The following is a 15,069-nucleotide window of genomic DNA, read 5'->3' on the forward strand; positions in this document are numbered from 1 at the left end:
AGTTAAAAACGCCTAAAGGCGCTTTTAACTTTTGAGTGTATTGCTAACCAATACTACCAAAAAATATAAAAGCACATAGGATGTTTATTCTTACTCGCTATACTGGTCAATTATAACTTTTAAACTATTGAATTCTATAGGCTTGTTTATAGTGTTAGTTATACCCGCTGTCACGTACTCAGGCTCGTCTTTCTCAGTGATGTTTGCAGTAACGGCAATAATCGGCACATCGTGGTAATTGGCTAGTTCCCTAATATATTTAGTTGCCAAAAGCCCGCCCATTACCGGCATTTGGATATCCATCATAATTAAATCAAATTGTTGTTTAGTACATAGTTCAAGCGCTATTTCACCATTATCTGCCACGATAATATGTTTAATACCCATTGCTTTTAAAAAGCTTTCTAGCACGATTTGATTTACCGGATTATCTTCGGCAATTAATACCTGCACATCTTTATTTTTAATATTTACATCGGGTAATTGTGCTTGTTGTTTTACGCTTTTATTTGCAATGGGAATATTAAGCCTTAACTGAAAGTAAAATGTCGAACCCTTATCCAATTCACTTTCTACTTGTAAATTACTGCCCATTAAGTTTAATATTTTACTAGAGATAGTTAATCCAAGCCCTGTACCACCAAAACGACGTGTTGTTGAAGTGTCAGCTTGTGTAAAAGCATCAAATAACGTTTTTATACTATGTTGTGAAATACCTATACCACTATCGATAACGCTAAATAGTAACATCACTTCATTGCTATTTTTCTCTTTTAGAGCAACAGATAATGTTACTGTTCCACACTCTGTAAATTTAAATGCATTCCCCAATAAATTCATTAGTACTTGTTTTAAACGGGTTTCGTCGCCTTGTACCAAATCAACAGAATCTACTTTTTCTTTTACTATTTTAAACTCTATATTTTTATGGTCGGCTTGCGATTTAAAAATTTGTTCCAGCTCATACAATAAAGCACTTAATTTAAACTCTCTATTTTCTAGTAGCATTTTATCGGCATCAAGCTTACTTAAATCAAGAATGTCATTAAGAATAACCAATAAACTGTTACCTGAAGAGCTAATAACCTCAATCATGCGTTTTTGTTTAGCATCAAGCTCTGTATTACTCACTAGCTGTACCATGCCTAAAATACCGTTCATGGGAGTGCGTATTTCATGGCTCATATTAGCTAAAAACTCAGATTTGATTCGGGATGTTTCTTCTGCCGCTTTTTTTGCTTCAACTAGGCGCTCGTTTAGCACTCTAAATTTATTTGCTGCTTGGGCTAAAAACCCTATTTCGTCTTCACGGTTAATATCAGCTATGTTTGCTGAGAAATCACCATTTAGAAATGATCTAAAACTAAATGTGAGCCTGTTAATCGCTTTAATAATATGAAAGTGAAAAAATAAAGCGAAAAGAATAAACAAGGTAACAGACAAAAATAACGACACTTGAATAACAGTTTGCGCAGCATCAATGCTCTCTTGACTGGTTTTCGAAATATCACTAAGCAACAACAATGCATCTTCTTGCAATTTTTTGGCAAGTGCTGAAAACTCGACCGAATCACCGGCAATAACAATATTACTTAAGGTTAAATAGTTTCTATTAGCTTGAATGGCCTGAGCAAATAAAGACTCGAATTTAGTTGTTAAACTATTTAGTTGCTCGACCTTGTTGTGGCCAATCATTTTGTTTGTAGCGCCACTGTTGGTTAATTGTTTAATTAATTGTAGCCGCTGTTTTACTTGACTACGTTTGGCGTAATCGCGTTGAGTTAAAAACAGGATTGAATTGCGATACAGATGATGCCAATGATCCTTTAGCTGAAACAATAATAAATCCTTGCCCAGCTTGGCCGTTTCTCGATCCCTGCTTGCTAAGGTAGTTAATGCTAATTCGTAGGTATTTGGTAACTGTTGCTCAATAATTTTAGACTTTTCATCATATCGTTTTTTAAGACTATCGATACTTTTGCCATAATTTAAAACCAATGATTGCATGGCGTTTAATGAGTTTTTAATCTTGTGTTGCTGAATTCGCTGTTGTGCTTCAATTAACCGCGCTTGAATACTTTGCTGAGTGCTTTTTATTTTATCAAAAATAACCTCGCTACCCGACACACCATAAACCGAAATATCTCGTTGAATCTGTAAAATATCTTTGTTAATTTCAAATACAACAACTGACAGCCCATTAATATTCAATACATTTTTACTGGCTTGCTCTATTTTGTCGGTTCGCTCATTAATAACAACGTAAACTATTATTTGTATTAAAATAAAAATAGCCAACGAAGATAATACTTTAATAGATAAAGAACCAATTAACTGTTTCAGCATTCAATTCCCTTATGCGTTTAGTAGTTCAAACCATTTATCTAAACTGTAATCGTAGTTATCCATCACTGTATTCCACACCGCAATATTAGAAAAGCGCTTTTCATAGCTGCCGCCATCGCGAATTTGCCCTGGCATAATTATATTTTTGCCATCGGTACCCGCTAGTGGTTGAGTCGCTTCTTTGCCATCGTACCAATAATCCCATTCGGGGGTGGTAATTATTTCTTTACTACGTTCTGGATTAGAAATGTAATAACCTTGCTTTGAAATAAATGCACCAGGCCAGCCCGATAACCACCAGTTCATATATTCATAAGCGGCGTCTTTTACGTGCCCTACCGTATTAGCAGAGAGACACATTACCCCATGCCATGCTCGATACCCTTCTTTAGGAGATGCATTAACAACGGGTAAACCTTGGGCTCTACATGCAGTCACCCCCGGTGAAAATATGCTTTGAATATGCACGCGCTTTTTAAGCATAAACTCAACAGATTGTGGCACCGATGTCCAAAACCCAGAAAAATGCCCTGCTTGCTTTTTATTAATTAAAATTGCAAACAGTTTGTCTATTTCTGCAACACTCATATTGGCAATATTATTAAATGTCATCAGCCCTTGAGCCTGGGCTGCCAATGCGGCATCGAAAATACCTATGGTGGGGGCATTCACCAAACCTACATGACCTTTGTTACTCTCTTCAAGCAACCAGCCCCATGACTCAGTCTCGTAAGCCACACCCTTAGGTATAAAATTAGTGTTATAGCCAAATGAATCCACATTGTGAACATAAGGCATAAAACTTATTTTATCAGTTGCTTGGCTTCCAAGTGAGCCATCTTGTTGAACATATAAAATTTTGTTGGGCGCATCACCTGCGCCCAATTTTGCTGTGGGAACTAACTTACCGGTTTTGGTTAGTGGGTTTATTTCCTGCCAATATTTTAGTCTTTCTACTTCAATTGGTTGAATAGCATTGGCTTGCCACAATATATTAATTGAGTCAGACCATTGTTCATATAAATCAAATGAAGAGGGATCAGCTGCTGCTTTTTGTAAAACGGCCGCACTCCCCATAGGGGTAAATTCAATATTAATACCGAGCTCTTGCATGGCGCGGACTCTAAGCTCTTCTTGTAAAGTTACATGCGTTCCCATGACTCTAAGCGTAACCGGTTTTTTTGCAAACACATACGGCGCTTTAAATGCGACAGCAGAGGTCGCAGCACCGACCGCTAGCGTACTTAAAAATTTACGTCGAGTGACATTGTTAGCCATACTAATCATCCATTTACTGATTCCCACAATCAGTATAGGTAATAATCGAATAATCACTAACTTAGCGCTTCCAAAAACACTATTTTAATTAAAATGAGTGATCGTCATAAATAACATGGTCGTTTAATCATTGTATAAATTTTATAAGATAACTCTATCTATCCTTGTTACACTAGCAGTGTTGAAATACCTACTCGATTAAGGCGCTTACCCATGGAAAAATTTGTTAATCACATTCAACTAGGCTATTTGGGCTTGCTGCCGTTTTTAGGCTGTGTGGGTTGGCCACTTATGTTTGGCAGTAACAGTGTTAATTTAGAGTTTTTTAGTTTTTACAGCATCGCTATTTTAGCGTTTATGGCAGGTAATTTATGGCATGCAGGGCAACAAAGCTTTGCCGATGCCATTAAAGCTGTGCTGCCGGTAATTCCTATACCGTTTTTATCATTTTTGCCGATTGAGTGGATGCTTGCTTGGTTAGGCGCGAGCTTTTGGTTAGTACTGATTTTCGAAAAAGCGTCGATTCATTGGCAGGGTTATCACAAAGATTACCAAAAAATGCGCTTTGTGCTTACATCTGTGGTGTTTGTGTGTCATATCTTAATTATTGGTATGAGTATTTACCCTAAATAACACGCCATTACTTAACCATTGGTCTGTAATAGGGTAACATCCGCGCACTGTATTGAGAGGACACCCCATGATAGACCAATTGCGCCAACAGCTTACTGACCTTGGTGAGAATTTTGTAGAAAAAAACGCCGCTTTTAAAATAAAAGTGATCCCTTTTTTTTGTGCCATTAGCATAAAAAAAGATCATAAAAGCGAAGGTCGTCTTTCTTTTTATTCAAATCAACTCATTGAAATACTAATGGTTGTGTTGTTTGTATTGTTTGGCTTATCTATATTTGATCCTGACGCAGGATTTACCCATGGTCCTATCCACATTGTTTTTGCTATTTTGATTACCTTTAACCTAATTTTAAAACAGGTTGCTATTGAGGGTTTAAAAACACGTTTAGCTATGTACAGGTTGCATCAAGCACCTCAGCAAAATGATGAGCCCGAAAACCCAAACACATCTTCACGCTAATATGTATTTAAATCCAAACTGGAACATACTTACGGTAGGTGATGGCGATTTATCGTTTTCAAATGCGCTTTATCGTCATATTAAGCCAAAAAAGTTAGTGGCATCCACTTACGACGACCAATCAACTATTGAGCAAAAGTACCCAGACAATGCGCTCAATGCTTTAAAGTCGCAAAAGGTAGAAGTACTTAATAGCTTTGATGTAACCAACCCACAATGTTGGCAAACGCTCGGCCAGCATTTACATAGTTTTGATGTGGTTATTTTTCAATTTCCGCTTATTCCTGCGTTTGTTGGTCGCGATGCATTTGAACACAATACACGCCATACCAGCATGAACGTACTTAACCGCGCATTACTGCATCAATTTATAAAATACGCCAATGAGTTTGCTTTAAATCCACAAGGTGCAGGGCTATGTTTCATCACTTCAAAAGATGTTAAACCTTATCGAGAATGGAATATTGAGGGCAGTTTAAATACCCATTTAAACGCACAATATCAGGGGCAAATGCCATTTGATATTAGTCACTTTAATGGTTATAAAATTCGTAATGTTGACCGTGATAAACACGTTAAAGACACCAGCGGCATTACCTATGTATTTAGTGAAAAACCCTTACCTGAACTAGCTAGCTTGTTAACTTTGCCTGCTTACTTATCCGATAATTATTGCTCGCTATGTCGTGTAGGGCCGTTTTTAGCTGACGAGGATAAAAGCAAGCATTTTGCTGCTAAAAAACACCTGCAAATGATCAAACTAGAGCAAGACTGGCAGCAATGGTTAACAGCGTTTTATAAAACAACTTAAATTGCTTGCTTAATTAAATCAGCCGCTTTTTCTGCAATGGCTATCACACCAGCATTGGTGTTGCCGGTAATTATATGCGGCATAATTGAAGCATCAACCACACGCAAATTTTTCACGCCATGTACTTGTAGTTGGCTATTCACTACCGCCATGGGATCTTGCCCCATTTTACAAGTGCCTACAGGGTGATATTCAGTCTCAGCCGTTTGCCTAATATACTCAATAAGCTGCTCATTATTGTTAATATCTAGCGGGTAAACCATATTACCTCTAATTACATCAAATGCTTCACTTTGCATAATCTGCAGTGTTTTTTTAAGCCCCGCTAACATCACGTTTAAATCATCGGGGTGGCTTAAATAATTAGGATCAATAAGTGGTGCACTCAAGGGGTTGGCATCGGCTAATCGAATCGTGCCACGGCTTTTAGGTTGCATAATACTACAGTGAATACTATAACCATGGCCTAGGTGCAGTTTACGGCTATGGTCATCCACCAGCCCAATTACAAATTCAAGCTGTACGTCGGGTACTTTTGAATCGGAAAATAGCTTTATAAAGGCATGTGATTCTGCAAAATTACTAGTAAGCTGCCCTTCACGTTTGGCAAACCAATCAACGCATCCTTTTGCAATATTAAACGCCCCACCCGCACTTATACCAAATGTGCCTTTACTGTATTTAGCTTTATACAATGGCACAACGGTTAAGTGGTCATGAAGGTTCTCTCCAACACCAGAAAGCTCGTTTACTATTTCAATATTATGCTGCTTTAGTTGCTCTTTAGGGCCAACTCCCGATAGCATTAAAATTTGCGGTGAGTTAATTGCGCCAGCGCTTAAAACCACCTCTTTTTTTGCATGCAATACAACGGCCTTATTGTTTATAGAAACAGAGACTCCGGTTGCGGTTTTATCGCAAAAAAGCACTTTATTAACGTGTACTTTGCTAAGCACAGTTAGGTTTTTTCGATTTAAATGAGGGGTTATATACGCTTTTGCCGCGCTACAACGCTCCCCTTGATATTGAGTCACTTGCGATAACCTGGCTCCCACTTGCTGCCCTGCGTTTATATCGGCATTGTGCGGTACACCTTGTTGTTCGCAGGCGTTTAAAAACAGCTGATTTACTGGGCTTGGCTGGCTTAAATCCTGCACATGCAAAGGACCATAAACCCCGTGTACATCACTTTCAGTAAAGGTTTTATTATTTTCAGCTTTAATAAAATAAGGCAATAAACTCTCATAATCCCAGCCCTCATTGCCCAGTGCAGCCCAACTATTATAATCGTGCTTATTACCTCGAATATAAACCATGGCATTAATAGAACTTGAACCGCCAAGCACTTTGCCACGAGGCATAAATCCGCAGCGATTATTAAGTTCTTTTTGAGGTACCGTATTGTAATGCCAGCTATTAATGCCATAAGGCACGCTTGCAGCGACCCCTGCAGGCATTTGAACCATTGCACCTTTATCACTGCCGCCCGCTTCAATTAAGCACACACTCACATTTTTATTTTCAGATAATCGCGATGCGATAACGCAGCCTGCACTGCCTGCGCCAACAACAATGTAATCAAATGTAGTGATATGCATACTTATTCTCCAATTAAAAAACCAGTTTGCATGGAACATCGAATAAAAACTTGTTATTTTTAGACATCCTCACGCAAAAGTATATTTTATGAGCCGCTTAATTAGAGCCACCTCTTTACAAGGAATAGACCATTTAATTGCAGAACTTGGGGGGGATTTCTCAGCCATAATGCAGCAGTGCGCCATTAGTGTGGACTTTAATAAACTAGAGCAAGAAACCCTTACTTACCGCGCGTATGCACAGCTATTAGAGCATTGCGCGAATACACTAAATTGTCCAAATTTTGGGTTAAAACTAGCAAGTCTGCAAAGCTTTGATATTTTAGGCCATATTGCAATAGCCGCTCAAACAGGCACTAACTTAGCTGAGGGGTTAGATTGGGTGATAAAATATTTACACTTGCATACGCCAGCGCTTAATTTAACCACTCTCCCACTTGATGATAATGAGCACGTGTTTTTATCATTCGCTATAAATCTCAGGCCATTACCGGCAATAAACCAGGTAATAGAGCTCACCATTGCATTGGCCATAGCTACCTTAAAAAATATGAGTAATGGCCGCTGTAAGCCACAAAGTGTATTTTTACCTCATACCCTAGGCGCAAATAAGCAGACCTACCACCAGCATTTTGGGTGTAAGGTTATTACTCACAGAAATAGCGCCGGTGTATTAATTGCCAAACAAGACTTAGATTTAACACTTAACATAACTAAGCAACATAAAACCCAAGCAGCACTTAACTTTTTAGCTGAAAATAATGCTTATGGCCAATCTTTACCCGATCAGGTAAGCGCGCTTATTCGCATTATGCTGCCGATATTTCAAAGCGCTAATAATACTATTGCCGCTGCGCTTAATATTCACCCTCGCACCTTGCACCGAGAACTTAAAAAGCACGATACCAGTTTTGTAAAGCTCAAAGACGCCACTCGCCGCGCCTTATGTGAGCACTATTTATTACAAAACCAATTGTCGGTGACTCAAATTTCAGAGCTTTTAGGTTATCAGGAGCAAGCTACGTTATGTACTAGCATTAAACGTTGGTTTAATTGCTCTGCCCGCGCATTTAGAGCCAAACATTGTTAAACTGCGCCCTTGTTTAAAAACAGCAAAGGCTATTCATGAATTTTGTAATTGTAGGTACTAATTTTATTAGCGACACGTTATTGGCAGCGGCTAATACTCTCAGCAATTTTAATTTATACGGTATTTGCTCTCGCCAAATAAGCAGCGGCGAGCGCTTTTTAGCTAATCATCCAACAAATACCGATGCTAAAATTTTTACCTCTATTGATGCTGTGTGCCAAGATGAACAAGTAGACGCAGTCTATATAGCGGCGCCCAATAGCCTGCACAGTGCATATGCAATACAGTGTTTAAAAGCGGGCAAACACGTATTAGGCGAAAAGCCCTCAGCGGCTAATAGCAAGCAACTTGCGGCTATTTTAACTGCGGCAAAGCAGCATCAGCGCCTTTACATGGAAGCGATGATGACAACGCACTTACCTAATTTTGCGCACTTACAAGCTGCCCTAAAAAAAATAGGCACACCACGTAAGTTTATTGGTCAATTTAGTCAGTACTCATCACGTTACGACAAGTATAAAAATGGTGAGCGCCCTAATACTTTTTTACCTGAATTTGCAAATGGTGCCTTACTAGATTTGGGTATTTACCCACTTTATCTCGTTATTGCATTATGGGGAGCACCACGCTCTGTGCACGCCAGCGGCGTATTACTTGAAAGTGGTGTGGATGGTGCAGGCGATGTGCTTTTAAATTATCCCGACAGACAAGCGGTGATCAGCTATTCGAAAATTTCACAAGGCGAAAATATCACTGAAATTCAGGGGGAATTAGGTCGAATTAGAATCGAAGCCGTGTCGCAGCTTAAAAAAATAGAGTTTATTGCTAACAATGGCCAAAAAGAGCTTATTAGCACGGAATTTGACGAGCACTTTATGAAGTACGAACTCAACCATTTTATTAATACCATTGAGCAAAATCAGGGGGAGTCTAGCGTTAATACTCATCAGCTTTCTGTCGATGTAATGCAAGTACTTGACACCGCACGCGCACAACTTGGTGTTGTTTACCCAGCAGATTTATCCTCTTAATAAAACAAAAACTATCGGCTAAGCGATAAGCGTATTTTATCGCTTGGCCTTTGAGCGCACTTTACTAAACACTGCTATTTTGAATTAAGCTTAAAAAGATCACAAAATTTGACTTACCTCTGAGATCAAAAGCAGGTAACATGCCGCCAAAATTCATCGCAATCTTTAAGGACATCCATGCAAAAATCAACCAAAGATCTATTACTGGCTATTTTATGCATATTGCTAGCAATGATGACGATTCAGTCAGGCGCGTCACTGGCTAAACAGCTTTTTCCTATTGTTGGACCTGAGGGCACAACAGCCTTACGTTTAGGGTTTTCGGCCGCTATTTTGTGTTTGATTTTTAAACCATGGAAACACTTCCCTGTTGCAAGCCAACGCTTACCCATATTAATTTATGGATTAAGTTTAGGCGGCATGAATATTCTATTTTATTACGCGATAGAACGTATCCCATTAGGTATTGGGGTTGCGCTTGAATTTACAGGCCCATTAGCTGTCGCGTTGTTTTCTTCTCGCAGAAAACGTGACTTATTTTGGGTTGCCTGTGCAGTGGCCGGTATATTATTACTTTTACCTGATATGAAAGGTCAAGACAGCCTTGATCCAGTCGGTGTAGTGCTCGCACTTGCGGCGGGTGCCTGTTGGGCTGGCTATATTTTATTTGGTAAAAAAACAGGCAGCCAAAGCTCTGGTGGCGCAACGGTTGCGATGGGCATGACAATATCAGCCATTGTGCTGGTGCCTTATGGCGGCATTTCACAAAGTGCTGCATTTACTTGGGATATTATTCCATTAGGCATTGCTATCGCCGTGCTTTCAAGCGCCCTGCCTTATACTCTTGAAATGATTACTTTACGTAATATGTCGCCACAAGGTTTTAGTATTGTAATGAGCCTAGAACCTGCAATTGCAGCACTCGCTGGCTTAGTTATTTTAGGTGAACTGCTAAGCATTTGGCAGTGGCTGGCTATTTTACTGGTGATTATTGCCTCGGTAGGTAGCTCCATGTCTAATGGTAAAAAGCAGCCTGCTGCTTAGAGTTTAATAATTTAATTGCGTCATGAACTATCATGGCGCAACTTCTCATCTCCTATTTTACAACTCCCTCTTAGTATAATTAAGCCTACGTTTTATCTCTCCTTTCACACCATTCATTGTTGCACTTAAAACAATATATACCATCTCCTGTGTGTGCATTATTTATACAAACACCTTGTTATATTTAAACTTTAAATTTAAGCAAAAAACCACAACTTAATTTTTATTCTAAAAAAGTGAATTAAAATTCATATTTTTATTTCCATCAACAAAACTCCCTGATATTATTAGCGCTCATTTATTAACGTACTAAATCTAACTGGGATCAATTTTTATGTTTAAACCAAGCCTGTTAACCTTGGCTGTATCAAGCGCACTGAGCGGTGTATTATTTAGCGGTAATGCAACAGCACAAGAGCAAATTATTGAAAAAAATAAATCGCTTGAAGTTATTGAGGTTACAGCAACACGTCGAAGTGGTTCTATTCAGGCTGCGCCTCTTAACATTACTGCGCTTGATGCCGATGTAATGAAAGACCAAAATATCAGCGAATTAGCCGATGTAGCGCGTTGGGTGCCAGGTTTAACAATTACTGATCAAGGTGGTCGCTCTGGCTCACCTATTATAGTTCGTGGATTAAATACAAATTCATCAGGCCCTTCATCAGATGGCGGCACGGTAGCCACTTACATTAACGAAATTCCAGTATCGGTAGATATGCGCCTTGTTGATGTAGAACGAGTAGAAGTACTTATTGGACCGCAAGGCACATTGTATGGCGCAGGCACATTGGGTGGCGCTATTCGCTACATGCTTAAAGAGCCTGAGCTTGATTTCATATCAGGTGAAGTATTTGGTGATGTTTTTCAAACTCAAGAAAGTGATTCGGTCGGTGGCGAAGCCGGTTTTATCTTCAACTTACCATTGATTGAAGACAAACTGGCGGTACGTACCAGTTTAAATATTTATGAAGACCCAGGGTTTATAGACTACGCCTACACCGTTCGTGAACCAGGTGTGTCGATCACCGACCCTGATTGGACAAACCTTGATGCAGTAAACAGCAATCTTAAAAATGTAAAAGACGCCAACGGTGAAACCACCACAACTGGGCGTATTTCATTGCGTTACAAGGCAAACGAGTCATTCGAAGGCACATTAAACTACTTCTATCAAAAGCAAGACACCGAAGGCCGCTCAATTGTTCATCACAATAGCCTTAACGGAAATAATGGTTTAAATGATCGCATCGGCAAATACGAGTCAGCGTACCGTTTTGAAGAGCCACGGGAAAAAGAAGATCAATTACTGAGCCTCGAACTTAAAGCCGACTTAGGTTTTGCCGAACTGGTATCAGCTACCGGTATTTCACACTTTGAAGCCGATGGTCAACGCGACCAAACTGACCTTTTAATTCGTTTAGACTATGGCTACGAGGAGTTTCCTTCGTTTTCGGCATTTACCCGTGAATTAGACGAAGTCGATACCTTCACTCAAGAGCTACGTTTGGTCTCACAAAGTGATAGCGATTTAAACTGGATTGTTGGTGGTTTTTACAATAAAACCGATACCGACGCATCAAGCAGAGAGTTTACGCCAGGCTTTGATCAGTTCGCAGTTGATAATTTTGGTGGCGCACAACTTAGACCTGACTCTTTAGAGTATTTAGAAATTACTGGCAGCAAAGTCACTGAATCAGCACTTTTTGGTGAAGTAGGTTACCAAGTAACCGATAAACTCGACATTACTATTGGCGCGCGTTTTTACGAATACGACGTAGAATCAAAAGCGGCCTTTGACTTCCCATTAGCAAATACCTTGTATGAAGGTGCAGCACCTGATGCAATTTCAGTTAACTTTGAAGAGAACGAAGCCGGTGATAACGGTAATCTGTTCAAATTTAATGCTAAATACCAATTTACAGATTCAGTAATGGCGTATGCAACTATAAGTGAAGGCTTTAGAATTGGTGGCTCAAATGGCTTAGTGCCTTGCCCAACCCCTCTACCTGAGGACCAACAAACAGGCTGTGGTACACCTGATGAAATGCTATACGATGCCGATACAACCACCAACTATGAGCTAGGCTTCAAAAGTACTTGGATGAGAAGCCAGCTTCACTTTAATGCTGCGCTATTCAATGTAGATTGGGATAACGCACAAATCGCCGGTGCAACAACAGTAGGCCAATTACCTTACTTATCAAATGCTGGTAGCGCAAATGCGAAAGGGATTGAAATTGCCACGCGTGCAATTTTATCGGACTCGTTTACTGCCTATGCAACTTATGCCTATACAAAAGCAGAACTAACCTCAGACGCTCCGTATTTATTTAATGCCGATGGCACTAATGGCGCGAAAGATGGCGACCGTTTACCGGGCTCACCTGAGCATCAGTTCTCTATGGGTATTAACTACCAAACAGACGTTTTAAATGATAAAACCCTTGATATTAACTACGGTTTAACTGCACAAAGTGATGTAATTTCAAAAGTAGGCCTACGTGACAACGGTGAAGCACTCCCAGGTTATAGCTTAAGTAATATTTCAGCTAAATTAACCGCCGATGCGTGGTCGACTACTTTATATGTAGATAACCTATTTAATAAATATGCGGTTACTTCTGTTCGTCGTTCAGATGCGGATATTACAACAGCCAATGGCGCAGACATACAACGTAACTATGGTTACTTTATTAATCGCCCGCTTACTGTTGGCATTAAATTTAACTATCAGTTTGAAATATAATTAAGCGACAAGTTTGAAATGTAATTAAACGATAAGTTTAAGTACAATCAAGAGGCTCAAATTAATTTGAGCCTTTTTATTTTGTAAGTACATTATTTATAAGAGTATTCATGCAGCCAAACTTAAAGCAACTACACCAAAGCGCTATCAACAACTTAAACCAAGGCAATATTCAGCAAGCGCATAAAGCACTGGTTGAACTGGTAACACAAAAGCCAGACTTTGCTGATGGCTACTTTTTGCTCGCTATGGTTAATTTACAGGTTGGCCAAATTTACAAAGCGATAAAGCTAATTGAAAAAGCATTAAGCTTTACCCAGTCTATTGAATATACAGCGCAACTTGCCAAGTGTTACGCCCTTACTGGCGACTTACAAAAAGCAAAAAACACTGCCCTTAGCGTTAAGCTGAAACATATTAGTAAAGCACTGGATGCCGATACATTAGGCGTCGCGCTCACCCAAGCAGGTTTACATCAGCATGCTGCTGACTACTTTACATGCGCGTTAAATATAGCTGCGGCAAGTAACAGCAGCCAACCGCAGTTTTATTATAACTATGGAGTATGCGCTAAGTTTTTAGGCCAGTTTGATAAAGCACAGCAAGCGTTTGAAAATGCCATTGCACTGAACCCGATTCATCATCAAAGTCATTTTGCCTTAGCCGATTTAACTAAAGTCACCGAACATAATAACCACATAGCGCGATTAAAAAATATATTCGAACAGGTCAATCATCCCGACGCTAAACTGCATATAGGTCATGCGCTGGCAAAAGAATATCAAGACTTAGGAGAGTTTTCAGCAGCCTTTACCGCGTTACAACAAGGTAAAGCAGCAAAACTCGCTAATAAGGCGTTTGATAACCAAGCGTCTGAGGCTTTATTTGCACATATAAAACAGCTCGGTGATAAATACAAAAACCAACAAACAGCTGGCAACCAAAGCAGTGAGCCAATTTTTGTATTAGGCATGCCGCGCTCTGGCACCACATTAGTTGAACGCATTTTATCAAGCCACAGCGACGTACAATCGGCGGGCGAGCTGCAAGACTTTGGCCTAAGTGTAAAAAAACTTAGCCAAACGCACACGCCTCAAGTACTCGATATAGACACCTTAAGCCAAGCTTACCAGCTTGATTTTGCAAAACTTGGCAGCACTTATCTTGAAGCAACGCGTGTTGTAACCGGCAGTCATAAACACTTTATTGATAAACTACCGTTTAACTTTTTTTATATTGATTTAATTACCAAAGCCCTGCCAAACGCCAAAATAATTTGCCTACTTCGCGACCCCATGGACACCTGTATTGGTAACTATCGTCAGCTATTTACTATTAATAACCCCTACTACGCGTACTCCTTAGACTTACTCGACACCGCTAAATTTTACAGCCGCTTTTATAAACTGATGCAGCACTTTAGCGCCCTGCACAGCAATATTAAACTAGTAAAATACGAAGAGCTCATCGCCGCACCAGAGCAAAAAATAAAAGAGTTAGTGAGCTATTGCGACTTAGACTGGCAACCACAGTGCCTTGATTTTCATTTAAACACTGCACCGGTATCAACCGCCAGCAAAATGCAAGTGCGCCAACCGCTTAACAACAAAGCCATAGGCCGCTGGAAAAAGTTTAAACCCTATACCAATGAAGCGCAGACCCATTTAGTTAATGAAGGAGTGATAGGTTTAATGAAATAACAACAAATGTTACGTGGGCGGGTAGTTCAGTGTGATTAATTTGAAAGTTACCGGATGGATATAAATTTTTAGGTTGAATGTATTTGGGGGTTTTTCTCTGTTAACTTACCCTCTTCCACTTAAGGAAAAACCCAACGCTACCATAAAAAACTAACAAAAAGTAATACACCAATTACTACAGCAGCTATAAATAAGTATTTACCAAGCTTAGCATTGTGTTTAAGAGATTCTTGGTGTTTAGCCTTAAGTATAAGTAATTGTGCTTCGTTTAAATCGGAACAATGCGTACATTTATCCAAAAACTCAGAATAATACAGTTCACACCTATC

General features: G+C 39.6%; 11 protein-coding genes. 8 read left to right on the forward strand and 3 right to left on the reverse strand.

Features of this window, described 5'->3' with window-relative positions; all coding sequences use genetic code 11:
- Window positions 1–90: 90 nt before the first annotated feature.
- Together ACNSN3_RS16075 and ACNSN3_RS16080 are read right to left on the reverse strand one after the other, a co-directional pair.
- On the reverse strand, window positions 91–2,346 hold the full coding sequence (locus ACNSN3_RS16075) for an ATP-binding protein (RefSeq protein WP_418609584.1): 2,256 nt from the start codon (window positions 2,344–2,346) through the stop codon (window positions 91–93).
- Window positions 2,347–2,355: 9 nt separating this feature from the next.
- Window positions 2,356–3,624, reverse strand: a complete 1,269-nt coding sequence (locus ACNSN3_RS16080) for an ABC transporter substrate-binding protein (RefSeq protein WP_010389226.1) — start codon at window positions 3,622–3,624, stop codon at window positions 2,356–2,358.
- Between the two features lie 213 nt (window positions 3,625–3,837).
- Between ACNSN3_RS16080 and ACNSN3_RS16085 the strand changes: the two genes are divergently transcribed.
- The 3 genes from ACNSN3_RS16085 (at window position 3,838) to ACNSN3_RS16095 (ending at window position 5,528) form a co-directional block, all read left to right on the forward strand.
- Window positions 3,838–4,257 carry a DUF3429 domain-containing protein gene (locus ACNSN3_RS16085; RefSeq protein ID WP_010389229.1) on the forward strand — a complete coding sequence of 140 codons (420 nt, stop codon included), beginning with the start codon at window positions 3,838–3,840 and terminating at the stop codon, window positions 4,255–4,257.
- Between the two features lie 67 nt (window positions 4,258–4,324).
- Window positions 4,325–4,717, forward strand: a complete 393-nt coding sequence (locus ACNSN3_RS16090; RefSeq protein ID WP_418609587.1) for a hypothetical protein — start codon at window positions 4,325–4,327, stop codon at window positions 4,715–4,717.
- A gap of 1 nt (window position 4,718) precedes the next feature.
- A complete protein-coding gene (locus ACNSN3_RS16095) occupies window positions 4,719–5,528 on the forward strand; it encodes a class I SAM-dependent methyltransferase (protein ID WP_418609826.1) in 810 nt (269 codons plus the stop codon).
- Here the strand turns inward: ACNSN3_RS16095 and ACNSN3_RS16100 are convergent.
- A complete protein-coding gene (locus tag ACNSN3_RS16100; protein WP_418609589.1) occupies window positions 5,525–7,126 on the reverse strand; it encodes a GMC family oxidoreductase in 1,602 nt (533 codons plus the stop codon). The genes ACNSN3_RS16095 and ACNSN3_RS16100 overlap by 4 nt on opposite strands.
- 88 nt (window positions 7,127–7,214) lie before the next feature.
- Here ACNSN3_RS16100 and ACNSN3_RS16105 point away from each other — a divergent pair, with 88 nt between their 5' ends.
- The 5 genes from ACNSN3_RS16105 (at window position 7,215) to ACNSN3_RS16125 (ending at window position 14,740) form a co-directional block, all read left to right on the forward strand.
- Complete coding sequence (locus tag ACNSN3_RS16105) at window positions 7,215–8,216, forward strand: AraC family transcriptional regulator ligand-binding domain-containing protein (protein ID WP_418609591.1); 1,002 nt, start codon at window positions 7,215–7,217, stop codon at window positions 8,214–8,216.
- Between the two features lie 35 nt (window positions 8,217–8,251).
- Complete coding sequence (locus tag ACNSN3_RS16110) at window positions 8,252–9,247, forward strand: Gfo/Idh/MocA family protein (protein WP_418609593.1); 996 nt, start codon at window positions 8,252–8,254, stop codon at window positions 9,245–9,247.
- Between the two features lie 177 nt (window positions 9,248–9,424).
- On the forward strand, window positions 9,425–10,291 hold the full coding sequence (locus ACNSN3_RS16115; protein WP_008115672.1) for an EamA family transporter: 867 nt from the start codon (window positions 9,425–9,427) through the stop codon (window positions 10,289–10,291).
- A gap of 334 nt (window positions 10,292–10,625) precedes the next feature.
- Window positions 10,626–13,040, forward strand: coding sequence for a TonB-dependent receptor (locus ACNSN3_RS16120; RefSeq protein ID WP_418609595.1), 2,415 nt, complete (start codon window positions 10,626–10,628; stop codon window positions 13,038–13,040).
- 110 nt (window positions 13,041–13,150) lie between these two features.
- Entirely contained in the window at window positions 13,151–14,740 is a 1,590-nt protein-coding gene (locus ACNSN3_RS16125) for a tetratricopeptide repeat-containing sulfotransferase family protein (protein WP_418609597.1), read from the forward strand.
- Window positions 14,741–15,069: the final 329 nt, after the last annotated feature.

Origin of the sequence: Pseudoalteromonas sp. US3C1004 (assembly GCF_048401065.1) — a bacterium.
GTDB classification, from domain to species: domain Bacteria; phylum Pseudomonadota; class Gammaproteobacteria; order Enterobacterales; family Alteromonadaceae; genus Pseudoalteromonas; species Pseudoalteromonas undina.

Coding starts and splice junctions, on each gene's coding strand:
- ACNSN3_RS16075 (WP_418609584.1), bottom strand. CDS start 2,346: ATGCTGAAACAGTTAATTGGTTCTTTATCTATTAAAGTATTATCTTCG.
- ACNSN3_RS16080 (WP_010389226.1), bottom strand. CDS start 3,624: ATGGCTAACAATGTCACTCGACGTAAATTTTTAAGTACGCTAGCGGTC.
- ACNSN3_RS16085 (WP_010389229.1), top strand. CDS start 3,838: ATGGAAAAATTTGTTAATCACATTCAACTAGGCTATTTGGGCTTGCTG.
- ACNSN3_RS16090 (WP_418609587.1), top strand. CDS start 4,325: ATGATAGACCAATTGCGCCAACAGCTTACTGACCTTGGTGAGAATTTT.
- ACNSN3_RS16095 (WP_418609826.1), top strand. CDS start 4,719: ATGTATTTAAATCCAAACTGGAACATACTTACGGTAGGTGATGGCGAT.
- ACNSN3_RS16100 (WP_418609589.1), bottom strand. CDS start 7,126: ATGCATATCACTACATTTGATTACATTGTTGTTGGCGCAGGCAGTGCA.
- ACNSN3_RS16105 (WP_418609591.1), top strand. CDS start 7,215: ATGAGCCGCTTAATTAGAGCCACCTCTTTACAAGGAATAGACCATTTA.
- ACNSN3_RS16110 (WP_418609593.1), top strand. CDS start 8,252: ATGAATTTTGTAATTGTAGGTACTAATTTTATTAGCGACACGTTATTG.
- ACNSN3_RS16115 (WP_008115672.1), top strand. CDS start 9,425: ATGCAAAAATCAACCAAAGATCTATTACTGGCTATTTTATGCATATTG.
- ACNSN3_RS16120 (WP_418609595.1), top strand. CDS start 10,626: ATGTTTAAACCAAGCCTGTTAACCTTGGCTGTATCAAGCGCACTGAGC.
- ACNSN3_RS16125 (WP_418609597.1), top strand. CDS start 13,151: ATGCAGCCAAACTTAAAGCAACTACACCAAAGCGCTATCAACAACTTA.